Origin of the sequence: Micromonospora sp. NPDC048898 (assembly GCF_043198035.1) — a bacterium.
Taxonomy (GTDB): Bacteria; Actinomycetota; Actinomycetes; order Mycobacteriales; family Micromonosporaceae; genus Micromonospora.
Window position 1 is genome coordinate 84,920 of record NZ_JBICUF010000006.1, and the last position, 20,706, is coordinate 105,625.

The following is a 20,706-nucleotide window of genomic DNA, read 5'->3' on the forward strand; positions in this document are numbered from 1 at the left end:
GTTCAGCTGTGAGCGGCGGCCATCTTTTCGATCTCGTCGATGACGATTTGGGGGTTGTCCTGCGGGATCTCGTGTGAGCTTCCCCTGGCGGTGACGAGTGTGCGTCGGGGCCCGGCCTTGACGAACGCGGCTGCCGCGTCGCGCCAGCGTTGGGCGTCCTGCGGGGATCCGTCGAACGGCGTCTTCTCCGACGCGATGTAGGTGACCGGGACGCTGTCTGGCCAGGAGACCTTGTGATACGCCCGATGGGTGGGACCGAAGTTCTCGGACGTGGCGATGAGCTGCCGGTTCGCCTTCGTCGAGGGCTGCTTCTTGAGCGCTTCGATCTGCGGCGTGGTAACCGCGATGAGGCGCTGAATTTCGCTGTCGGTGAAGAACTGCGGCACGTTGGCGTCGACGAGCACCGCCCCGGACAGCACGCCCGGGTTGGCGCGGGCGAAGTAGGTGGCAACTTCCCCCGCCTGCGAGTGGGACACGAGGACCACATTGCGGGTTGCGCCGAGCGCGCGCAGACCGGCCTGCAGGTCAGCGGCTGCGGCCTGGCCGTCCCAGGGGCCCTTCACCTCGTCACTGTTGCCCAGCCCCGCCCGGTCGTAGGTGATGATCTGCGACCCGGTCGCCTTCGACAGCTGCGGGACGATGTCTTTCCACTGTGTGTGATCCTCGCCGCCACCGGAGTCCAACACGATGGCCGGTGAGTGTCCGGGGGTGACATAGAACGCGAGTCGATGCCCGTTGTTGCTGATCATGTGCTGGCCGGCCGCAGGGGCAGAGTTTGCTGGCTCGGCCGCGTTGGCCGAGGCAGCGGGAGTCGGAGCTGCCGAGCCGATCGCGGGCGCGGTTTTCGGCGCCGCCGAATCACCGCACCCGGCGACCGCGCCGACTACGGCGACGGGCAGGACAACGGCAAAGGCGGCCCGGCGGAACCGAGACAATTTCGGAGTGGTGCCGAGATCATTCTGCACAGTCATGGAGAGCATTTTTCGTGGTTTCTCGACCGCGTTCGATCCTGGTGGCACCCCGCTCGGATAGAGGCCAGCCCTACCCTTTCAGCCGGCGAATCAGACGAGCGCGGGCGGGGCCGGCGGGGCCACCGCGGGCAGCGCGACAAGCGGGACCTTGGGCGGCGGGGCCGGCGGGGTGGGTGTCCGCAGCGAACTGCGGCCGGCGGCCCAACTGTCCAGCAGGTGCGCGGCGAACAGCCGGTCCACCGCGAGCCCGGCCGTCGCGCCGAAGAGCACGTCGGGGGCGAGGGCCGGTTCGGCGCGGACCAGGCCGCCGCACATGTCGTGCGCGGCGATCTGCTCGTGCACCGCGTCGGCCTCGACGTGCTCGTCGTAGAAGCGGGTGGCCACCTCGTCGAGGCCGAGCCGGCGCAGCCCGTTGCCGTAGCGACGGTTCGGCAGCGAGGAGGTCATCTCGAACGCGGCCAGGTGCCCGAGCAGCGCACCGCGCCACCGCCGGTGCAGCCCGAACAGCGACATCAGGTTGTTCGTCGCCAGGGTCACCGCGGGCGCCGCGTCCAGGTGGGCGCCGTAGGAGGTGTCCAGCCCGAGCCGTTCGAGGGTGCACCGGAACAACTCGGCGTGCATCCGGTCCAGCCGGCCGTTGCCGTACTCGTCGGTCTGGATCTCCACGAGCGCGGCCTTGGCCGGCCCACCGAGGCGGGGCAGGGCCCAGCTGTGCGGGTCCGCCTCGCGCAGGTGGTAGACCGAGCGGTGGGCGACGAACTCGCGGAACTGGCTGAGGTCGGCGCGTCGTTGCAGCGTCGCGGCCAGCGGCGGCCCGTCGTCGGCGGCGACCAGCGCGGCCAGGCCGGCGGCCACCCCGGCGGCCGGCACCGACGGTGCGCCGACCAGCCGGCGCAGCGCCGCCTCGAAGGGCCGTTCGGCTTCGGCGCGCAACGCGAGCAGCGTCGGCTGCCACTCCCACGCCTCGTCCACCCCGTGCCAGCCCCGGTAGTGCAGCTCGTAGCAGAGGAACAGGGTGAGCTGAAGGTCCTCGTCCGTGATCGGGTCGGCCGGATCGAGGTCGGCGCCGAGACCAGCCGGCAGGTCGTGCGGCGGGCGCCGGAGAGCGTCGAGCACCGCGGCGGAGAGCGGGCCGCGCGATCGTGGCAGTGTCGCGGGACCGTAGCGGCGGTCAACCTGCTCGGACATGGGACCTCCAGCGTCGTCGGGCCGCTACTGATGCCCTGGCCGAGGGCAGCTAAACGAGGTCTTCGGCGTTCGCGGTGACCTCCACCTGCTCGCGGACCTTGCGGGCCGGAGCGCCGTCGGCGTACAGGCCACGCAGGTCCGCGAACGCCGGCTCCGGCGGCGCCAGCGACACCGCCGGGTCGACAACCGCCTCCAGTACGCAGGGACGGTCCGCGGCGAGGGCCTCGTCCCAGGCCGCGCCGACCAACTCCGGGCGGTCCACCCGCACACCGTGCAGCCCGAGCAGGCGGGCCCAACCGGCGTACGGCACGTCGGGGCGGCGGTTGCCCGGGTCGGACGACGGCTGCCGCCCGCCACCCGTGCCGCTGTGGTCGCGGTTGTTGAGCACCAGCACCACCAGCCGAGGGTCACGCCAACTCTGCCAGTGGTGCGACACGGTGATCAGCTCGGCGAGCCCGTTGAGCTGCATCGCCCCGTCGCCCAGCAGCGCGATCACCGGCTGGTCGGGGGCGGCGAGCTTGGCGGCCACCGCGTACGGCAGCGCGCAGCCCATCGAACCGAGAGTGCCGCAGAGCTGCGCGTTCACCCCGGGCGGCAGCACGAGGTGCCGGGCGTACCAGTAGAGGACCGAACCGACGTCGACCGCGACCGCCGCGGTGCCCGGCAGGCGGGCGGACAACTCCTGGAGTACGAGCTGCGGGTTGACCGGGTCGGCGGACGCGGCCACCCGTTCGGCGGCGACCTCCCGCCACCGGTCCACGGAGCTTTCCACGGTGGCGCGCCACCGCTGTTCGGGTCGACCGCGCAGCCGGGTCAGCAACGCCCGCAGCGTCTCGGCGGCGTCGCCGACCAGCGGCACGTCGGCCGGGTAGCGGGTGCCGATCCGCCGGCCGTCGATGTCGATCTGCACGGTGCGGGCCTGCTCCGGCATCGGAAAGTAGCCGGTCCACGGGTCGTTGGTGCCGACCATCAATAGGGTGTCGCAGCCGCCCATCAGCTCGGCCGCGGCCGCGGTGCCGACCTCGCCGAGCACGCCGGTGTGAAACGGCAACCGCTCGTCGAGCACCGGCTTGCCCAGCAGTGACGTGGCCACCCCGGCACCGAGCCGGTCGGCCACCTCGATGATCTCGGCGGCCGCGTCCCGCCCGCCCTGGCCCACCAGGATCGCGACGCGCTGACCGCCACCGAGCAGTTGCGCGGCCGCGTCGAGGTCCGCCTCGTGCGGCAGCACCCGGGCCAGCGGCTCACCGGGGGTGGCCGAGACCACCCCGGCGGCGTACGTCTGCACGTCGGGCACCAGGGTTTCCTGCAACTGCCGGGGCAGCACGACACAGGTCGGGCTGCGGGTCGCCGCCGCCGTCCGGAACGCCTGGTCCAGCAGGGCTGCCACGTCCTCGGGGTTGCGCCCGTAGCGGACGAACTGGTTGCACACGTCGCCGAAGAGCCGACTCAACCCGATCTCCTGGTGCGCGGCGCCGAGCGGCCCGGAGATGTCCTCCCCGACGATCGCCACCACCGGCTTGCTGTCCAGCTTGGCGTCGTAGAGGCCGTTGAGCAGCTGCACGGCGCTGGGCCCCTGGGTGGCGAGACAGACCCCGATGCCGCCGGTGAACTTGGCGTGCCCGGTGGCCATGAACGAGGCGGTCTCCTCGTGCCGGGCCGGCACGAACGCCGGCTCGCCGCCGGAGCGGTCCAACGCCTCGATCAGCGGGGTGATCGCCTCGCCCGGGTAGCCGAAGGCGCGGGGCACCCGCCAGGCCAGGAGTCGTTCCACCACGAGATCTGCCACCCGGCGCTCAGCCATTGCCGCGCCCCGGTGTGCTGGGGTCGACGTAGCGCAGCACCGCGCCCACCCCGTCGATGAGGTCGGGTGCCTCGTCCGCGCCCAGCACGGTCAGTGCCGCGTCGGTGCCGACGAGCGCGCGGACCAGCGCCGCGTCGGCGCGTACCCGTTGCGGGTCGGCCACCGACATGGCGGCCAACTGCCCCGGGTCGACGGCGATCTCGGTGGGTTGCGCGCCGATCCACAGCTCACCGTCGGCCGACGGATCGTCCACGATCAGCATGGTGTCCACCTGGTTGCGTTGCAGGGCCGAGACGACCGCGTCGAGGCCACCGCCCACGTCCTCCTGCACGCCGAACCTGTCCAGCGCGGCGCTGATCCGCTGGTCGGCGATCTCCGCGATGGTCTGCACGGTGAGGTCGTCGAGCATCGTCTGGTCGGCGCCCCCGGCCCGCGACCCGGCATCGGTGCGGACCACCAGGTCCTGCCAGCGCTCCGGCATCTGGGCGGCGATCATTCCGGTGGCGCGGACGTCACCGGCGACCACCACCACGTCCGCGCCGACCTGGTCGGCCAGCTGCACGGTGGCCGCGGTGACGTCGCCGGCGTTCTGGTGCCACGCCTCCATGGCCGCCCGCTGGTAGCGCGACTGGGACCAGCCGCCGGGCTTCGTCCGCCGCAGCGGGAACTCGTCGCGCCCGGCGACGTGCGCCCGCCGGGGCACCCCGCCGGCGCTGACCGCCATCGCGTCGGCGCCGAGCCGGTCGGCGACCACACGTACCCAGGCCACCTGTTCGCCGCGTTGGGCGAGCAGCGGCATCACGTGTGGCAGCGGCGCGAAACTGGCCAGGTCGCGCAGTGGTGGCGCGGACAGGTACTCGGAGAGCACCACCCGACCGTGACTGGCGAAGACCGCGAGGCCGTAGTCGCCGACCATCGGGTCGTGTCCACGGATCACCCGGTCCAACGCGGCGATGCTCGCCTCGTCCGCGCCCTGTTCGGTCAGGCGACGTTCCAGGGCACGCCAGCGCAGGTCCAGCGCGGGATGGGCGTCCTCCGTGTCGGCGGAGGCGTCCAGGTACACCGAGCACCACGGCCCGGGACGGTCGTAGAGCGGGCGCAGGAAGGACAGCTGCATGCTCGACCCCTTTCCAGCTCGGCCCCCCGCTTACCCGGGTCGCCGGGGATGTCACCTCGCAGCCGTGAGCCCGTGACCAGGTTTCATTCACGTCGTTCAACTCAGGACGTCGATACGATCTGTGCACACAAGCGGACTCTCGGTGGTGGGAATGGACAGCGGACTCGAAACCCGACGGATCGTGCATCCGACCGAAAGGATCGTCACCGGGCGGCTGATCCGCCTGCTCGACGGCTACACCCGCGAGATACGCGTCGGCCAGCCGGTGCTGGTGGCGGTGCTCGCCGCGGCGGCGTTCGCCCGGCTGCCCGCCCTGCTGCTGCGCGCGCTGTTCTCCTTCGGCGGTGGCGGCACCCGCCGACGGTGGAAGGAGCTGAAGAAGGGCCCGGAATACCTGGTCGTCCCGGTGCGTCTGCGCAACACCGCCGGCCAACTCTGCGAGGTGGAGTTGCACGGGCACCTGCCGCAGAGCGCCCTGCACCCGGCGGACCAGGTGCAGCTCACCCTGCGCCCGCAGCGCGACCCGGAGCTGCCGCCGCGCATCGAGCGGATCGTCAACCTCACCACCGGGCAGTTGCTCACCCCGCGTACCGCGACGCTCTGGTCGCACCTCGGGCCGCCGCTGCTGTTGCAGGCGTTCCTGGGCGCGCTGCTGCTCGCCGGTGTCGCGGCCTGCTCCGCACTCACCTGACCGCTCAGGCAGTCTCCCCCGACCGGACGGCGGCTCAGCCGACCGGAAGGGCGGGCTCCCGGGCCGGTCGCCGGCTCAGCCGACCGGAAGGGCGGGCTCGCGGGCCGGTCGCCGGGTCAGCCGACCGGGGCGGGCTCGCGGGCCGGTTGGCGGTCGGCGCCGAGCATCCCCCGGCGGCGGGCCCAGCGCTCGTAGGCCAGGGTGGCGAACGGCGGCACGGCACTGACCAGGGCGACCGCCGTGGCCAGCAGGCTCCACCGGTGCAGCCGGGCCACGGCCAGCGTCAACACGACGTACGCGATGAACAGGCCGCCGTGGATCGGCCCGAAGATCTTGACTCCCAGCTCGTTGCCGGGCGGGCCGTACTTGACGAGCATGCCGACCAGCAGGGCCAGCCAGGAGCAGGCCTCGGCGATCGCCGCCGCGACGAACAGCCGGGTCACCTTCTCGCGCATCCGCACCCCACCACCTCTCGACCGGCAATGCTATCGGGACGGTGTGACTGGGCTATCAGGGTGGTCAGCTGGGTAGAAGAGGTCCATTGGGCGTTCCCCCGCCCGACGAGGACGTGCGAGGTTAGGGGGAACCAGCGGTGACAGGGTGGTGACGATGGGCGAGGACGTCGGCGTACGGACCTTCAGTCGAGAAGATCGGGCCCGCTATCGCGACAAGGTCCGCCGCTGCCTGGATGTCTTCGCCGAGATGCTGCGCGAGTCGCGTTTCGACGTCGACCGGCCGATGACCGGCGTGGAGATCGAGCTGAACCTGGTCGACGAGGCGTCGAATCCGGCGATGCGCAACGCCGACGTGCTGGCGGCCATCGCCGATGAGAGCTTCCAGACCGAGTTGGGCCAGTTCAACGTGGAGATCAACGTGCCGCCGCGGCGACTGACCGGCACCGGCACCGCCGACTTCGAGGAGTACGTGCGGGCCAGCCTGAACGCCGCCGAGGTGAAGGCGCGGGCGATCGGCGCCCACATGGTCATGATCGGGATCCTGCCGACGCTGCGCCCCGAGCACCTGACCGCCGAGACGCTCTCGGCCAACCCCCGCTACAAACTGCTCAACGAGCAGATCTTCGCGGCGCGCGGTGAGGACCTGCCGATCGCCATCAGCGGGGTGGAACGCCTGGCGGTCACCGCCGACACGATCACCCCGGAGGCGGCCTGCACCAGCACCCAGTTTCATCTGCAGGTCAGCCCGGCCCAGTTCGCCGACTACTGGAACGCCGCCCAGGCGATCGCCGGCATCCAGGTCGCCGTCGGTGCGAACTCGCCGCTGTTCTTCGGCCGGGAGCTGTGGCGCGAGACCCGCATCCCGCTGTTCCAGCAGGCCACCGACACCCGGTCGGAAGAGATCAAGGCCCAGGGGGTACGCCCCAGAGTCTGGTTCGGCGAACGCTGGATCACCAGCGTGTTCGACCTGTTCGAGGAGAACGTGCGCTACTTCCCGGCGCTGTTGCCGGTCTGCGACCCGGAGGACCCGACGCAGACCCTCGCGGCCGGTGAGGTGCCCAATCTCGCCGAGCTGCGCCTGCACAACGGCACCGTCTACCGGTGGAACCGCCCGGTGTACGACGTGTCCCGTGGTCGTCCGCATCTTCGGGTGGAGAACCGGGTGCTGCCCGCCGGCCCGACCGTGCTGGACACCATCGCCAACGGTGCCTTCTACTTCGGGCTGGTCCGTGCGCTTGCCGAATCCGACCGGCCACTGTGGTCGCAGATGTCGTTCAGCGCCGCCGAGGAAAACTTCACCAACTGCGCCCGGCACGGCATCGACGCACAGGTCTTCTGGCCCGGCCTCGGCTATCTGCCCGTCACCGAGCTGGTGCTGCGCAGGCTGCTGCCGATGGCACACCACGGTCTGGACCGGTGGGGGCTCGACCCGGGCGAACGCGACCGGCTGCTCGGCATCATCGAGCAGCGTTGCCTGACCAGCCGCAACGGCGCGAGCTGGCAGGTGGAGACGCTGCACCGACTGGAGTCGGCCGACCACCTGGACCGGCCGGCGGCGCTGCGGGAGGTGGTCCGCCACTACGTGGACCTGATGCACAGCAACCGGCCGGTGCACGAGTGGCCGATCCCGTGAGCACCCCCGGTGGCCCGACTGGCGCGGGGCTCAGCCGCGCGGGGTGGGCACACCGAAGAGGTCGATGATGCCGCCGGGCAGCTGGGCGAGCAGGTCCTGTCGCTCGTCGTCGTCGAGCGCCTCGGCGACGGTACGCAGCACCGCCTGGGCGTGTTGACGCACCTGGTCGGCGTTCGCGACCTGTTCGCGGTCCCCCACGTTCTTCAGGAACTCGCCGACGTCCCACCGGCGGCCCTGCGGATTGCGGGTGACCGACCCGTTCAGCCGCTCGGGTAGCTGTGCCGCCAGGTGGTCGGCCTCCTGTCCGGCGAGCCGTTCGCCGAGCACCGACAGGACTGCCTGCACGGACCGCACGGCCTCGTTCTCACCGAGGCCAGCTCGCTGTCGTACCGTGGCGATCATCTGCTCGTACTCCATGCTCCGCTCCTTCGGTTTCCTCGACCTGCCGTCTGGCCTGCCTGCCGACGAACGGGGCGAGTTCCCAGGCTCACCTGCCACAAACGGGGTCACGTGCGGATCCGGACTTCCCGCCATCGGCGGCCCGGGCCGCACGAAACCCGCCAGTCACGGCACCCGGGTCGCCCGTGCAGCCGGGTCGGGCCGTGCGGGAAGCCCGCCGGGCACGGCGCACCGGTCGAGTGAGGACCGTCCGCTGTGGACCCCGCCTGGCGTCGATGCCTGTCGTAGGCTGTGGCGGCTCGCACATCGTCAGACGAGGGGATGCCGATGGCCACGTCCGGACCAGACCCAGCTTCGACCCGAGGGCCCGCGCGGGTGCCCCTGTCCCGTCGACACATGCTGCGGATGGGAGCGGCGGCGGCCGGTGGCGCGGTGCTCGCCGGCGGGTTGGAGACCGGGCCCGCGCAGGCCGCGCCGGCTGGTGCGAAGCGCGCGCTGCGGGCTCCGGCGCTGGCGCCCGGCGATCGGGTCCGGGTCGTGTCGCCCGGCAGCACTCCCGACCCCACGAACATGGCCCGCGGCATCGAGATCCTGCGAAGCTGGGGCCTGGAGGTCGAGCTGGGCACGCACGTCTTCGCCACGTACGGCTATCTGGCCGGCACCGACGCGCAGCGGCTGGCCGACCTCAACGCCGCGCTCAACGACCCGGGGATCCGTGCGGTCTTCGCCGCCCGTGGCGGTTACGGCACCCAGCGGATCGTCGATCGCATCGACGTGTCCGGCGTTCGCCGGGATCCCCGGGTGGTCGTCGGTTTCAGCGACATCACCAGCATCCACGGCAAGCTCTGGCGCGAGACGGGCCTGGTCACCTTCTACGGTCCGATGGTCAACTGGAGCGACAGCCGCACCGGCCCTGATTCGGCCGAGGCGCTTCGCCGGGCGGTGATGACCACCGCACCCGTGACGATCGTCCGGGACCCGGCCGAGACGGCGGCGCCCGTGCTGGTGCCGGGGCGCGCGTCGGGCCCCCTACTCGGTGGCTGCCTCACCCTGCTCTCCACCTCTCTGGGTGCGGGTGACATCCCGAAGTTCGACGACGCCATCCTGTTCTTCGAGGACGTCGACGAGGCCCCGTACAGCATCGACATGATGCTGACCGAACTGCGCCGGGTGGGCGTGTTGTCCAGGGTTGCCGGGGTGGTCATCGGCCAGATCACCAACAGCGTCGGCGAACCCGGCGAGTGGGACGCGGCGGCGGTGCTGAAGGACCGCCTGTACGACCTTGGCGTGCCGGTCCTGGGCGGGCTACGGCTGGGGCATGGCAACGGGCAGCTCACCGTCCCGCTCGGCGCGCGGGCCACGATCGATGCCGAGGCGGGCACCCTGACGGTGGAGCCGGGGGTCCGCGCGCGCTAGCCTCCCGTCGCCGCGTCCCAGGGGGACGGGTCGTCGCGCAGCCGGCTGTAGAGGTAGGCGTCGCGCCACCGGCCGGCCCGAAACTCGCTGGCCCGCACGACGCCCTCCAACTGGAAGCCGGCCTTCTCCAGCGCCCGCTGCTCGGCGATGTTCTCCGGGTGGGTGCCAGCCTGGATGCGCTGTGCCGGCGTGTGCTGGAACAGGTAGTCGCAGAGCAACGCCTGCGCCCGCCAGCCGATCCCCCGCCCGCGCCAGGGCGGCAGCAGAACGATGCCGATCTCCCAGTACGACGCCCGCCCAGCGTAACGCCCGGAGGTGTAGCTGACGAGGCCAGCGGCCGCCCGCTCCTGCTCCGCCTCGACGATGAGCCGCCCGTCGTCCTCGCCGAGGTAGCCGTCGAGCGCGAACCGGCGGGCCGGCTCCCCGGCGTCCAGGAAGCCGGCCCAGTCCAGCCCGATCAGGCCCGGCTCCGTGCGCAAGCGGCGGAACATCGCCAGGTCGGGCTCGGCGACCGGCCGCAGCCGAACGGTGAGATCGGCCGTCACAGGCGCCGAGACGCCACCGTGATCCATGGCAATACGTTAGCCGCCAACCCGCAGCCGGCACCGACCGGCGCCCGGCGGCTTGATCATCACGGGTTCATTGGCGTCGGGGTGTCCCCGCCGCCCCGATGCCCCGACATCAGGAAAACCGAGTTGATCACCGCGGTCGTCCCGGCAGCGGGGAGGCGCCGTCGGTCAGACCGTGAGCAGCACCTTCGTACACTCGTCCTGCTTCTTCTGGAAGATCTTGTAACCCTTCGGGGCGTCGCGCAGCGGCATCCGGTGGCTGACGATGAAGCTCGGGTCGATCTCGCCGCGTTGGATGCGCTCCAGCAGCGGCCGGGTGTAGCGCTGGACGTGGCACTGACCGGTCCGCATGACCAGTGAGCGGTTCATGAACGCGCCCATCGGGAACTTGTCGACGAAGCCGCCGTACGCGCCGACGACCGAGACCACCCCACCCGAGCGGCAGGCGAGGATCGCCTGGCGCAGGGCGAACGGCCGCTCCGTCTCGACCCGGGCGACCTGCTTCGCCCGGTCGTAGGCGTACATGGCGGCGTTGCCGTGGTGGCCTTCCAGACCGACCGCGTCGATGCACGCGTCGGGCCCTCGGCCGGCGGTCATCTCGTTCAGGGTGTCCAACACGTCCGCCTGCTCGTAGTTGATCGTCTCGGCGCCGATGTGCTCCTCGGCCAGCCGCAACCGGTACGCGAACCGGTCGATGACGATCACCCGCTCCGCGCCGAGCAGCCGGGCGCTGGCCGCGGCGAACAGCCCCACCGGCCCGGCACCCCAGACCGCGATCACCTGGCCGGGTTTGATGTCGCACATCTCGGCGCCCATGTAGCCGGTCGGGAACACGTCGGCGAGCATGACCGCCTGGTCGTCGCGGACCTCGTCGGGCACCTTGAGCGGGCCGATGTCGGCGAACGGCACGCGGGCGTACTCGGCCTGACCGCCGGCGTAGCCGCCGAGCAGGTGGGAGTAGCCGAAGATGCCGCCCGGCGAGTGGCCCATGATCTTCTCGGCGATGCCGGCGTTCGGGTTGGAGTTCTCGCAGACCGAGTAGAGGCCACGCTGGCAGGACGAGCAGTGCCCGCAGGCGATCGGGAAGGGCACCACCACCCGGTCACCGGGCTTGAGGTTGCGCACCTGCGGACCGACCTCGACCACCTCGCCCATGAACTCGTGGCCGAGGATGTCGCCCCTGCGCATCGCGGGGATGTAGCCGTGGTAGAGGTGCAGGTCCGAGCCGCAGATCGCGGTGGTGCTGATCCGGACTATCGCGTCCCGGGCGTTCATGATCTTCGGGTCGGGCACGTCGATCACCTTGACGCTGTCGGTGCCCATCCAGGCGGTGGCCTTCATTCTCGGTCCCTTTCGGATGCGTGGGCGGTCAGCGGCGCGACGCGGGCAGCGGCTGGGCGGGACGCTGCATGGCCTGCTGGCGTACGGAGATGCCGTTGGGGCTGCCGTCGGAGCGGACCACCTCGCCGGTCTCCAGCACCTGCTTGAAGCGGCGCAGGTCGTCACGGACCTGCTGCTCGGGCTCCTCGCCGAAGAGCTTCGCCACCACCCGCCCGAGCGCGCCGGCCGGCGGCGCGTACCGCAGCTCGACCCGGACCTCGGTGCCCCGGTCACCGGGTGCGGGCACGAACCGGACCCGCCCGGCGTTGGGCACCCGGGTGCCCGGCAGCGAACGCCAGGTGATCGACCTGTTCGGTTGGTCGTCGATGATCTCGGCGTCCCACTCGACGCGGTGACCGGCCGGGCCACGGGCGATCCAGTGCGAGCGGCGCAGGTCGTCGGCGCGTACGGACTCCAGGTGTGCCATGAACCGGGGCAGGTTCTCCATGTCCCGCCAGAACCGGTACGCCTCGGCGGGTGAACGGTTGACGGTCACGGCGATCTCCATCCGGATCATCCGGGCCCGGGCCCGTTGGGCCCGCCCGATCCGTACGGCGCAGAGCACGTCGACGGCGGTGATGCCGGCGACCGCGAGGGTGCTCAGCGCGACCCGGCGGCGGCGTTCACCGTCGCGGTCGGCGAGGACCCGCCCGAGCAGGGTCAGGTCCATGGCGTCGCCGGCCACCCGGCTCCAGGCCCAGTTGGCGGGGCGGCGCCCGCTGAGCAGGCCGGCGGCGCTGCCCACCTCCCGGAGGCCGACGGCCGGCAGCACGGCCCGCGCGGACGGGGAGTCGTCCACCCCGGTCAGTCGCGCCAGGGGTCCGGGCGCGGCCAGGGCGCCCACGCCCAGCGCCAGGCTCAGCAGGCCCAGGGTGCTCGGCAGCGTCGCCGGCACCGGCCCGTCCAGCTCGGGCAGGAGCACGGTGTCGATCCGGGTCATGCCTGGTCCCTTCCGGTGGACGTGACAGCCGGCGGAGCGGCCGTGGTGGTGGTTCCGCCCCCGTGACGCTATGTGGTGGACGTGCCGCATGCGCCAGGTTCGGGGCAGAACGTCCAATGCGGCAGCGAGGGCGTGAACGCCTACGGCGCCGGTCAACATCGCGACACTGACCGAGTTGGATCACCCGAGCCCGTTACCTTCGGCCCAACCCGCCGCGCCGCCGGAAGGACACCCCCATGAGTCGGGCTCTCCTGCGCCACCTGACCGCCACCGTCGCCGCCGCACTGCTCGTCGTGCAGGCCGCCGCGCCGGCTGCCGCGCGTACCCCCGGGTCGGCGACGCCCGCGCCCGGCGTCGTCCGCACCGTCGTGCGGGACGCGACGACCGGCGCACCGGTGCCCCGGGCCTGCGCCGCGCTCCTCCCGGTGGACGCCGCCGCGTTGTCGGCGGTCGGCATCGGTGAGGACCAGCTCGGACGGCACGGGGGTTGCGCCGACGAGCAGGGCGTCCTGGTGGCCTCCGACGTCGCCCCGGGGAGGTACCGGCTGCTGGTGAGCCCCTACGACTCGACGGCGCACGGCTTGCAGTGGGTCGGCCGGCACGGCGGCACCGGTGAACGCGCGCGGGCACAGGTGATTCAGGTGCGGCCCGGCGTGGTGACCAGCGCGCCGACCATCCGGCTCGACCCGCCGGGCACCATCGTCGGAGTGGTGACCGACGCGGCGACCGGCGCTCCGGTCTATCGTGCGCTGGCCATGGTGGTGCCGTACGTGACGCACCCGAAGTACGACGACCACGGCCCGACCACCGACGAGAACGGCCGGTACACGATCACCGGCCTCGGGCCGTACGACTGGCCTGTGCAGTTCGCGGCGAGCGGGCTGGCGACCGTGTGGTCCGGTGGGGTGGGCAGTCGGCAGCAGGCGCGGTCGGTGCGGGTGCGTGCCCACCAGACGGTCGCCCTGGACCAGGCGCTGCCCGCCGGCACGCTCGTCAGCGGCGCGGTACGCGTGGACGAGCTGCTCACCTACGCCCAGGTGCTCGCGTTCGACGCGGCCACCGGGGACCTGGCCGGTGTGGCGGACGTGGGCGACGGCTACACCCTGCGCCTGCTCCCCGGGCAGCGGGTGAAGCTGCGCTGCGACTGCGCGTACGCCCCGCCGGTGTGGCACCGGGACGCGGCCGACTTCGACACCGCGACCCCCGTACGGGTCCGACGCGCGCCGGTCGTGGCGGACTTCGACCTCCGGTAGCGGCGTGATGAGGCGACCACCTGGAGCCCTTTTCGCGCTCGAACCCCGAAGAAGGAGTGCCGCCCGGAGTTAACACCGAGCCGCACCGGGTAGCCGGCATGCGCTTCTACCAGCGCCCGGGGAGGTGGGATGACGGCGACCAGTGCGTTCTTCGAACGGTTGACGGTCGCCGGCCAGGATCCGCGGTTCGACAAGGTGTGCGGGAGCGTGCGGTTCGACATCCGTGACGGCGCTCAGCTGGAGCAGTGGCTCCTGGTGATCGATCACGGTCGGATGCGGGTGACCAGGAGCGCCGACCCCGCCACCACAGTCATCATGGTGTCCGCACAGGTCGCGGAGGCGATGGCGCGCGGTGAGGTGAACGGCCTGGCGGCGATCACCCGGGGCGAGATCATGGTCGACGGGGACCTCGGTCTGGCCCTGCGGATCGGGCGGCTGTTCCCGCGGGAGCCCGGGCCGCTGCAGAGCGGTGACCAGGCCAGTGGGACGTGACAGATGAGGGACATCCCGGGCACCGTGTCGTGCATCGACGGGAACACCTTCATGGTGTCCGACGCCAGCGGCGATGTGGAGTCGTCCCCCGCCACACCGGTCGGGCTGTTCGCCGCGGACACCCGCTTCCTGTCCCGCTGGATGCTGTTCGTCAACGGCGAGTGCATGACCGCACTGTCGGTGGACGACAGCCAGTACTACGAGGTGACGTTCTTCGTGGTGCCGGGCGCGGCTGTCGACTACGTGCAGGCCGACGTGTCGGCCATCCGGCGCAGGAGCATCGGCCCGGATCTGACCGAATCGCTGACGATCTTCAACTACGGCGAACGGGACATGGACCTCGACATCCGGCTGGAGGTGGCCGCCGACTTCGCCGACATCTTCGAGATCAAGTTCGACATCGGTGACAAGACCGGCACCAGGTACACCCACGTGGGCCCGGACGAGTTGCGCCTGGGCTACCGGCGCGGCACCTACCGACGTGAGGTCGTCGTGTCGGCGAGTGAGCCCGCCGAGTTCGACCCGGACGGCCTGCGGTTCACGATCCGACTGGCCCCCGGCGAACAGTGGTCGACGCGGCTGCAGGTCGCCATGTTGGCGCTGCGCCCGGACGGCGTCGACCTGCGCTCCGCGCTGCGGGCTCTGCGGCCCGACGACTCCACCCTGCCCACCAGCCTGCGGGCCTGGGTCGCGGCGGCCCCGACCCTGGACACCGAGAGCGCCGCGCTCCAGCAGGTGTACCACCGCAGCCTGGTGGACCTGGCGGCCCTGCGCTTCGCCCCGCTCTCGCTCAGCGGTGCGACCGTGCCGGCCGCCGGGTTGCCCTGGTTCATGACCCTGTTCGGCCGCGACAGCCTGCTGACCTGCCTGCAGACCCTGCCCGTCACCCCGTCGTTGACCCCGCCGACGCTGCGGATCCTCGCCTCGCTCCAGGGTGCCCGCACCGACGACGTGCTGGAGGAGGACCCCGGCCGGATCCTGCACGAGCTGCGCTACGGCGAGTCGGCGGCGTTCGAGGAACAACCGCACTCCCCCTACTACGGCACGGTGGACGCGTCGCCGCTGTTCGTGGTGCTGCTCGACGAGTACGAACGGTGGAGCGGCGACACCGCACTGGTCAGGGAGTTGGAGCAGGAGGCTCGCGCCGCCCTGGCGTGGATCGACAACTACGCGGACCTGACCTCCACCGGCTACATCTGGTACGAGCGACGCAACCACGTCACCGGCCTGGAGAACCAGTGCTGGAAGGACTCCTGGGACAGCATCTCCTACGCCGACGGAAGAATGCCGGGCTTCCCGAGGGCCACCTGCGAGACCCAGGGGTACGCCTACGACGCCAAGATCCGGGGGGCCCGGCTGGCCCGTACCGTCTGGGGTGACCCGGATTTCGCCGACCGGCTGGAGCGGGAGGCGGCGGCGCTGTACGACCGGTTCAACCGGGACTTCTGGCTGGCCGACCGCGGCTACTACGCCCTGGCGCTCGACCACGACGGCACCCCCGTCGACAGCCTGTCGTCCAACATCGGGCACCTGCTGTGGAGCGGCATCGTGCCGCCGGAGCGGGCACCGCAGGTCGTCGACCACCTGATGGGTCGGGCGCTGTTCTCCGGGTGGGGTGTGCGGACCTTCGCCGAGGGCCAACGCCGCTACAACCCCCTCGGCTACCACAACGGCACGGTCTGGCCGTTCGACAACTCGTTCATCGCCTGGGGCCTGCGCCGCTACGGGTTCGCCAGCGAGGCGGCCCGCATCGCCGAGAGCATCCTGTCCGCCGCGACCTACTTCCAGGGCCGGCTCCCCGAGGCGTTCGGCGGGTTCGACCGCAACACCACCCGCTACCCGGTCCGGTATCCCACCGCCGGCAGCCCGCAGGCATGGTCCAGCGGGGCGTCGATGCTGCTGATCCGTACCATGCTGGGCCTCAACCCGCACGAGGACCACCTGGCCGTGGATCCCGCGCTGCCCTCCGCCTTCGGACGGGTCGCGCTGCTGGACGTTCCCGGCCGCTGGGGCAAGGCCGACGCCTTCGCCCGCCACCGCCCCGACCAACGTTGACAATCGGAGCAAGATTTATCTCCAGAAACTGTAATCACCCAATCGCCGGGGACACGCGCGCCAGCACCCCATACAGTTAACGAAGACTTAAGGTTGCACGGCCGAAAAACTGTCATCTGGCCCGGACCGGACGGTGACCAGGAGACTTACCGGCCACTCTCCTTAATTCTTCGTCCGCAAGTTGTAGTCAGTCCTCGGCGTACCCATAATTCCTTTCGTCAAAAGATTTGTCGCCGACGCAAAGGAAAACACTGGTAATGCGGACTCCCCCCGCGCATGTCGCACCGGCGGACCGGGCGCGAAAGCGTCGCCGCCGCACCCGCATCTCGCTCGCCGCCGCCGTCGTGGCCGCGCTGGGCGCCAGCGGCATCTACATCGCCGGCGCCCAGGCCGAAGAGGTCGCCGTGCCCGGCCGGGTCCAGGCCGAGGCCTTCGCGGCCCACTCCGGGGCGCAGACCGAGGGCACCGGCGACGCCGACGGCGGACGGAATGTCGGCTGGCTGGCCAGCGGAGACTGGCTGCGCTACGACGGCGTGTCGATCACCGGCGCCGACCTCACGGCCCGGGTCTCCTCGCACAACGCCACCGGCGGCACGGTCGAGCTGCACCTCGCCGCGCCGGACGGTCAACTGCTCGCCACCTTCCCGATCGCGCAGACCGGCGGCTGGCAGAAGTGGACGACGGTCACGGCGAAGGCGTCCGGCGTACCAGCCGGCCCGCAGACCGTCTTCGCCGTCATGAAGAGCACCTCGCCGTCGGACTTCGTGAACCTGAACTGGTTCACGTTCGGCCCCGCGGCAGGCCCGTCGCCGAGCGCCTCGGCGACACCCACCGCCTCGCCCACGCCGAAGCCCACCCCGTCGGCGTCCGCCTCCACGTCCGTCCCGCCGGGCGCGCCGGCGGCCGGCTGGGTCCCGGTCGACCAGGCCCGGTGGAGCAGGGAGCTGGCCGCCTTCGACTCCCTCACCCCGAAGGCGGTGACGCCGGGAACCACTCGGGTTCCCGAGTTCCACACCGACTGCGAGGTCGCCAACTCGGCACCGGACGACCCGATCGTCGTGCCCGCCCTGCCGGGCGCCTCGCACATGCACACCTTCTTCGGTCCGAAGATCGACGCCTTCACCACGACCGACAAGCTGCTCTCCGCGACGACCAACTGCAACGCCCCGGGTGACAACAGCGCCTACTGGACCCCGGAGTTGCGCAAGGACGGTCAGCCGGTCCCGATCAAGAGCATGCGTGTCTACTACGGCTCGCGGGTCAAGGACCCGTCCACCGTGAAGCCCTTCCCCCCGGGCCTGCGGGTCGTCGAAGGCGACGCCAAGCGGCAGGTGGACACCCCGAAGAACGCCGGTAGCAACCAGTTCTGGTGCGCCGGCAGCGCCGAGATCGGCCGCAGCGCCGACGGCAACTGGCCGGTCTGCGCCCCGGGCGGCAACCTGATCTTCCAACTGGTGTTCAAGGACTGCTGGGACGGCAAGAACATCGACTCACCCGACCACAAGTCGCACATGGGCGACCCGGTCAACGGTGTCTGCACCGGCAAGTACCCGGTGGCCGTGCCGGACCTGTCCTTCATGGTCAACTACCATTCGCTGGGCGGGGACGGCCTCACGCTCTCCTCCGGCAAACCGTCGTCCATGCACGGCGACTTCATGAACGCCTGGGAGCCGGCACGCCTCGGCGCCCTGGTGAAGTCCTGCCTCAACCAGAACGCCAAGTGCGGCACCGAGGTCACGTTCGCCGGCGGCTGACCACCCCGTTCGCCGAACGGCTCCCTCGCCTGGGCGAGGGAGCCGTTCGCGTCTCCTACCGACCGTCACACCACGCTTGGTTCCTCATCGCGGAAGACCCAGCACCGTCGGCTGCGCGCTGGTGGCCTGACGGCCGCACCCGCCTGCGGGCCGTACGCGCGCTGACGCCGGCCGGTCGACGGCTGACACCGGCCGGCGCCGCCGGTCGCGGCCGTGCCGGCTGGCGGTCCCGTCAGCGCGGCAGCCGGGTACGCCGGTAGTAGGACCAGCCCGCCAGCGGCAACGCGATCGCCCACGCCAGCAGCAGCGGAAGGCCGATCAGGACACCGGTCGGGGTGAAGATGTCCTGCTCGCTGGACTTCGACAGATCGGCGGCGAACTGCCACGGCAGGGTCGCCGAGTAACCGATCATCAGGGCGGAGCCCAGCACCGTCGGCGTCAGCGGCACCCACGGTGGCACCCGACGTCCGCGCAGCCACGGCACCCAGCGGGGGAAGGTCACGCCCCACTCGCTGATGAGCCCCAACGCCAGGACGCCGCCGAGGCCGGCGAGGACGCACAGCAGGCCCAGATAGAACGCGCCGGCCGGCATGCCCAGGAAGCCCTCGACCGGGTGGTCACCGACGCCGGGCCCGCGACCGTGGTACCACTCCTCGAACGGCTCGGCATTGGCGAACAGCGGGACACCGAGGAGCCATGGCACGTGCAGCGGGATGAACCCCAGCACGGGCGCGATCCACGCCACGTGCCCGGCCCGGCGCGCCCAGGGCGGCGGCGGCGTAACCGCGGTGGCGGGCCTGGTCTGCACAGGTGCTGGTCGAGTCACGGCGTTCCCCCGTAGTCGGCGGTGGGTGTCGGCATTTCCGAGATCACCCTGCCCGGACCGGCGTGACCCACGAATCCCCCTGCGGAGGGAACCGCCTCCCCGTACGCGGGAATGCCGCCGGGTGGACGCCGCGTGCCTGGGCCCGCCGCAGGCCGGCCAGTTCTGAAAAGGGCCTTAGGGTGCAGCCATGGTTGATCGGCGTCAGGTGATGAACTTCCGCGTCCGGGTCCAACAGCTCGACCGGGACCATGGGACGCTCGCCGACACCGCCGTCCTGGACCTCGGTGTGCAGAACACCGGCCCGGACGGCGCCCGGTGGGCGCTCGCGGTACGCGGGGTCGACGTGACGACCCTGTCCGACCGGGAGGTGATCCTGTTGTGGACCGTGCGCGGCGCACCCCACCTCTACCGCCGGGCCGATGTGGCGAAGGTGGTGGCGGCGGTCGAACCCTTCTCCGACGCCGACGCGGGCAAGCGCATCTACGACGCGTCCAAGCCGTTGAAGGCCGCCGGCATCGGCAACCTCGCGGCCCTGGACGAGGTGGCCGCCCGGATGCGGGCCGTCGTCACCACACCGACGGTCAAGGGAGAGGTCTCCGGCCGCCTGGCCACGGTGCTGCCCGAGCCGTACCTGCGGTTCTGCCGGCCGTGCGACGCGACGCACGTCTACGAGATGCCGTTCCGGCTCGCCGCCGCGCGGGCCGGACTGGAGTTGCAGCTCGACACCTCACCGCCGGTCCTGCGGCGCATCGCCGGGTTCCGGAAGGCGGCCGCTCCGGGCGACCGATTCGACCTCATCCGCGCCTACCTTCGTCTGCTCGGCCCGGCCACCCCGAAACACGTCGCCGACTATCTCGACGCCCCGGTGAAGGACGTGCAGGCGCGCTGGCCCGACGACGTGATCGAGGTGCCGGTCGACGGCGAGGTGCGCTCGCTGCTGGCCGCCGACGAGCAGGCCCTGGCCTCGGCCGCTGGCGCGGGGACCCGGCTGCTCGGCCCGTTCGACCTGTTCCTGCAGGCCAAGGACCGGGCGACGCTGGTGCCGGACGCCGCTCGGGCGAAGGAGTTGTGGCCGACGCTGGGTCGTCCCGGTGCCGTCCTGGTCGACGGCGACCTGGTCGGCACCTGGCGTCCCCGCAAGTCCGGCCGGACGTTCACGGTCGCCGTCCAGCCCTGGCACCGGTTGTCCGCCGCCACGCGTACGGCCGTCACCGCGCAGGCCGAACGCCTCGCCGCGCACCGCCGCGTGCCCCTCGGCGGCGTCGACTTCGGCAGTTAGCCACAGCGGCCGGGCGGTTACTCCACCGTCCAGGCGATGGCCGGAGGGTGGACCCGAGCGCACACCGGGCCGCCGTTCGCGTCGGTCAGGCCGACCCGGCCGACCAGGACCCCGCTGCCCTCGTGCGCGGCGCGCAGCAGGGCGGTCGGGATGTCGGTGAACATCAGCTTCGCTCGGCGGAACGTCGCGAATCCGTCCGCGCCCACCGCGCCCCAGCTCAGATAGAGAAAGCGTGCACCGGGACGCCCGTGCACCCACGGACCACCGACGTCGAGCATGCCGTCGACCTCCCGGCTGGACACCTCGAAGCCCCAGGTCGCCGTCGCCGCGTCGGCCGGCACCTGATCGACCACGTCGGCCTTGCGCTGGATCCCCACGTGCACGTTGCCGAGCCGCAGCGCGTCGGCCTGCGCACCGGTGCGTCGCCCGGGGAGGTCGCTGCCGTCGATCCGGATCCGCATGCCCGTGACTCTAGGGTCTGTGT

General features: G+C 71.7%; 19 protein-coding genes. 8 read left to right on the forward strand and 11 right to left on the reverse strand.

Annotated features, from left to right (window positions below):
• Positions 1–2 precede the first annotated feature (2 nt).
• From ACGFIQ_RS18095 to ACGFIQ_RS18110, 4 genes are all read right to left on the reverse strand, one after another.
• On the reverse strand, positions 3–971 hold the full coding sequence (locus tag ACGFIQ_RS18095; RefSeq protein WP_393244870.1) for an alpha/beta fold hydrolase: 969 nt from the start codon (positions 969–971) through the stop codon (positions 3–5).
• Between the two features lie 90 nt (positions 972–1,061).
• Entirely contained in the window at positions 1,062–2,159 is a 1,098-nt protein-coding gene (locus ACGFIQ_RS18100) for an iron-containing redox enzyme family protein (protein WP_393244872.1), read from the reverse strand.
• A 49-nt stretch (positions 2,160–2,208) separates the two neighbouring features.
• Positions 2,209–3,948: a thiamine pyrophosphate-binding protein gene (locus ACGFIQ_RS18105; protein WP_393244873.1), complete on the reverse strand. Its 1,740-nt coding sequence runs from the start codon at positions 3,946–3,948 to the stop codon at positions 2,209–2,211.
• A 7-nt stretch (positions 3,949–3,955) separates the two neighbouring features.
• A complete protein-coding gene (locus ACGFIQ_RS18110; protein WP_393244875.1) occupies positions 3,956–5,080 on the reverse strand; it encodes a Vms1/Ankzf1 family peptidyl-tRNA hydrolase in 1,125 nt (374 codons plus the stop codon).
• Between the two features lie 142 nt (positions 5,081–5,222).
• Here ACGFIQ_RS18110 and ACGFIQ_RS18115 point away from each other — a divergent pair, with 142 nt between their 5' ends.
• Positions 5,223–5,771 carry a hypothetical protein gene (locus ACGFIQ_RS18115; protein WP_393245437.1) on the forward strand — a complete coding sequence of 183 codons (549 nt, stop codon included), beginning with the start codon at positions 5,223–5,225 and terminating at the stop codon, positions 5,769–5,771.
• A gap of 116 nt (positions 5,772–5,887) precedes the next feature.
• Here the strand turns inward: ACGFIQ_RS18115 and ACGFIQ_RS18120 are convergent, their stop codons facing one another.
• Complete coding sequence (locus ACGFIQ_RS18120) at positions 5,888–6,226, reverse strand: DUF3817 domain-containing protein (protein ID WP_393244877.1); 339 nt, start codon at positions 6,224–6,226, stop codon at positions 5,888–5,890.
• A 154-nt stretch (positions 6,227–6,380) separates the two neighbouring features.
• Here ACGFIQ_RS18120 and ACGFIQ_RS18125 point away from each other — a divergent pair, with 154 nt between their 5' ends.
• Positions 6,381–7,859, forward strand: coding sequence for a glutamate--cysteine ligase (locus tag ACGFIQ_RS18125; RefSeq protein WP_393244879.1), 1,479 nt, complete (start codon positions 6,381–6,383; stop codon positions 7,857–7,859).
• 30 nt (positions 7,860–7,889) lie between these two features.
• Here the strand turns inward: ACGFIQ_RS18125 and ACGFIQ_RS18130 are convergent, their stop codons facing one another.
• Positions 7,890–8,276: a DUF2267 domain-containing protein gene (locus ACGFIQ_RS18130; RefSeq protein ID WP_393244881.1), complete on the reverse strand. Its 387-nt coding sequence runs from the start codon at positions 8,274–8,276 to the stop codon at positions 7,890–7,892.
• Between the two features lie 378 nt (positions 8,277–8,654).
• On the opposite strand from ACGFIQ_RS18130, the gene ACGFIQ_RS18135 reads away from it, so the two are divergent.
• Entirely contained in the window at positions 8,655–9,674 is a 1,020-nt protein-coding gene (locus ACGFIQ_RS18135; RefSeq protein WP_393244883.1) for an LD-carboxypeptidase, read from the forward strand.
• On the opposite strand, the gene ACGFIQ_RS18140 is transcribed toward ACGFIQ_RS18135, so the two are convergent.
• The 3 genes from ACGFIQ_RS18140 to ACGFIQ_RS18150 form a co-directional block, all read right to left on the reverse strand.
• On the reverse strand, positions 9,671–10,246 hold the full coding sequence (locus ACGFIQ_RS18140) for a GNAT family N-acetyltransferase (RefSeq protein ID WP_393244885.1): 576 nt from the start codon (positions 10,244–10,246) through the stop codon (positions 9,671–9,673). The genes ACGFIQ_RS18135 and ACGFIQ_RS18140 overlap by 4 nt on opposite strands.
• 165 nt (positions 10,247–10,411) lie before the next feature.
• A complete protein-coding gene (locus ACGFIQ_RS18145) occupies positions 10,412–11,584 on the reverse strand; it encodes a zinc-dependent alcohol dehydrogenase (RefSeq protein WP_357074284.1) in 1,173 nt (390 codons plus the stop codon).
• Between the two features lie 28 nt (positions 11,585–11,612).
• Positions 11,613–12,563, reverse strand: coding sequence for an SRPBCC family protein (locus ACGFIQ_RS18150; RefSeq protein ID WP_393244888.1), 951 nt, complete (start codon positions 12,561–12,563; stop codon positions 11,613–11,615).
• Between the two features lie 236 nt (positions 12,564–12,799).
• Between ACGFIQ_RS18150 and ACGFIQ_RS18155 the strand changes: the two genes are divergently transcribed.
• From ACGFIQ_RS18155 to ACGFIQ_RS18170, 4 genes are all read left to right on the forward strand, one after another.
• Positions 12,800–13,816, forward strand: coding sequence for a carboxypeptidase-like regulatory domain-containing protein (locus ACGFIQ_RS18155; protein WP_393244890.1), 1,017 nt, complete (start codon positions 12,800–12,802; stop codon positions 13,814–13,816).
• A gap of 129 nt (positions 13,817–13,945) precedes the next feature.
• Positions 13,946–14,308: an SCP2 sterol-binding domain-containing protein gene (locus ACGFIQ_RS18160; protein WP_393244892.1), complete on the forward strand. Its 363-nt coding sequence runs from the start codon at positions 13,946–13,948 to the stop codon at positions 14,306–14,308.
• Between the two features lie 12 nt (positions 14,309–14,320).
• Positions 14,321–16,363 carry a glycogen debranching N-terminal domain-containing protein gene (locus ACGFIQ_RS18165; RefSeq protein WP_393245439.1) on the forward strand — a complete coding sequence of 681 codons (2,043 nt, stop codon included), beginning with the start codon at positions 14,321–14,323 and terminating at the stop codon, positions 16,361–16,363.
• Between the two features lie 257 nt (positions 16,364–16,620).
• On the forward strand, positions 16,621–18,117 hold the full coding sequence (locus ACGFIQ_RS18170) for a DUF1996 domain-containing protein (protein WP_393244894.1): 1,497 nt from the start codon (positions 16,621–16,623) through the stop codon (positions 18,115–18,117).
• Positions 18,118–18,349: 232 nt separating this feature from the next.
• On the opposite strand, the gene ACGFIQ_RS18175 is transcribed toward ACGFIQ_RS18170, so the two are convergent.
• The gene (locus tag ACGFIQ_RS18175) at positions 18,350–18,925 is read right to left on the reverse strand and encodes a hypothetical protein (protein WP_393244896.1); all 576 of its coding nucleotides are present in this window, start codon (positions 18,923–18,925) and stop codon (positions 18,350–18,352) included.
• A gap of 205 nt (positions 18,926–19,130) precedes the next feature.
• On the opposite strand from ACGFIQ_RS18175, the gene ACGFIQ_RS18180 reads away from it, so the two are divergent.
• Positions 19,131–20,222, forward strand: a complete 1,092-nt coding sequence (locus tag ACGFIQ_RS18180; RefSeq protein WP_393244898.1) for a winged helix DNA-binding domain-containing protein — start codon at positions 19,131–19,133, stop codon at positions 20,220–20,222.
• 17 nt (positions 20,223–20,239) lie between these two features.
• Here ACGFIQ_RS18180 and ACGFIQ_RS18185 read toward each other — a convergent pair whose 3' ends face one another.
• Positions 20,240–20,683 carry a DUF5990 family protein gene (locus ACGFIQ_RS18185; protein WP_393244900.1) on the reverse strand — a complete coding sequence of 148 codons (444 nt, stop codon included), beginning with the start codon at positions 20,681–20,683 and terminating at the stop codon, positions 20,240–20,242.
• Positions 20,684–20,706 lie beyond the last annotated feature (23 nt).

What these genes read in the sequence shown, in the direction of transcription:
- ACGFIQ_RS18110 (WP_393244875.1), bottom strand. Translation starts at nt 5,080, where the DNA reads ATGCAGCTGTCCTTCCTGCGCCCGCTCTACGACCGTCCCGGGCCGTGG.
- ACGFIQ_RS18185 (WP_393244900.1), bottom strand. Translation starts at nt 20,683, where the DNA reads ATGCGGATCCGGATCGACGGCAGCGACCTCCCCGGGCGACGCACCGGT.
- ACGFIQ_RS18135 (WP_393244883.1), top strand. Translation starts at nt 8,655, where the DNA reads ATGCTGCGGATGGGAGCGGCGGCGGCCGGTGGCGCGGTGCTCGCCGGC.
- ACGFIQ_RS18140 (WP_393244885.1), bottom strand. Translation starts at nt 10,246, where the DNA reads ATGGATCACGGTGGCGTCTCGGCGCCTGTGACGGCCGATCTCACCGTT.
- ACGFIQ_RS18160 (WP_393244892.1), top strand. Translation starts at nt 13,946, where the DNA reads ATGACGGCGACCAGTGCGTTCTTCGAACGGTTGACGGTCGCCGGCCAG.
- ACGFIQ_RS18150 (WP_393244888.1), bottom strand. Translation starts at nt 12,563, where the DNA reads ATGACCCGGATCGACACCGTGCTCCTGCCCGAGCTGGACGGGCCGGTG.
- ACGFIQ_RS18125 (WP_393244879.1), top strand. Translation starts at nt 6,381, where the DNA reads ATGGGCGAGGACGTCGGCGTACGGACCTTCAGTCGAGAAGATCGGGCC.
- ACGFIQ_RS18155 (WP_393244890.1), top strand. Translation starts at nt 12,800, where the DNA reads ATGAGTCGGGCTCTCCTGCGCCACCTGACCGCCACCGTCGCCGCCGCA.
- ACGFIQ_RS18095 (WP_393244870.1), bottom strand. Translation starts at nt 971, where the DNA reads ATGACTGTGCAGAATGATCTCGGCACCACTCCGAAATTGTCTCGGTTC.
- ACGFIQ_RS18180 (WP_393244898.1), top strand. Translation starts at nt 19,131, where the DNA reads ATGGTTGATCGGCGTCAGGTGATGAACTTCCGCGTCCGGGTCCAACAG.
- ACGFIQ_RS18170 (WP_393244894.1), top strand. Translation starts at nt 16,621, where the DNA reads ATGCGGACTCCCCCCGCGCATGTCGCACCGGCGGACCGGGCGCGAAAG.
- ACGFIQ_RS18100 (WP_393244872.1), bottom strand. Translation starts at nt 2,159, where the DNA reads ATGTCCGAGCAGGTTGACCGCCGCTACGGTCCCGCGACACTGCCACGA.
- ACGFIQ_RS18120 (WP_393244877.1), bottom strand. Translation starts at nt 6,226, where the DNA reads ATGCGCGAGAAGGTGACCCGGCTGTTCGTCGCGGCGGCGATCGCCGAG.
- ACGFIQ_RS18130 (WP_393244881.1), bottom strand. Translation starts at nt 8,276, where the DNA reads ATGGAGTACGAGCAGATGATCGCCACGGTACGACAGCGAGCTGGCCTC.
- ACGFIQ_RS18145 (WP_357074284.1), bottom strand. Translation starts at nt 11,584, where the DNA reads ATGAAGGCCACCGCCTGGATGGGCACCGACAGCGTCAAGGTGATCGAC.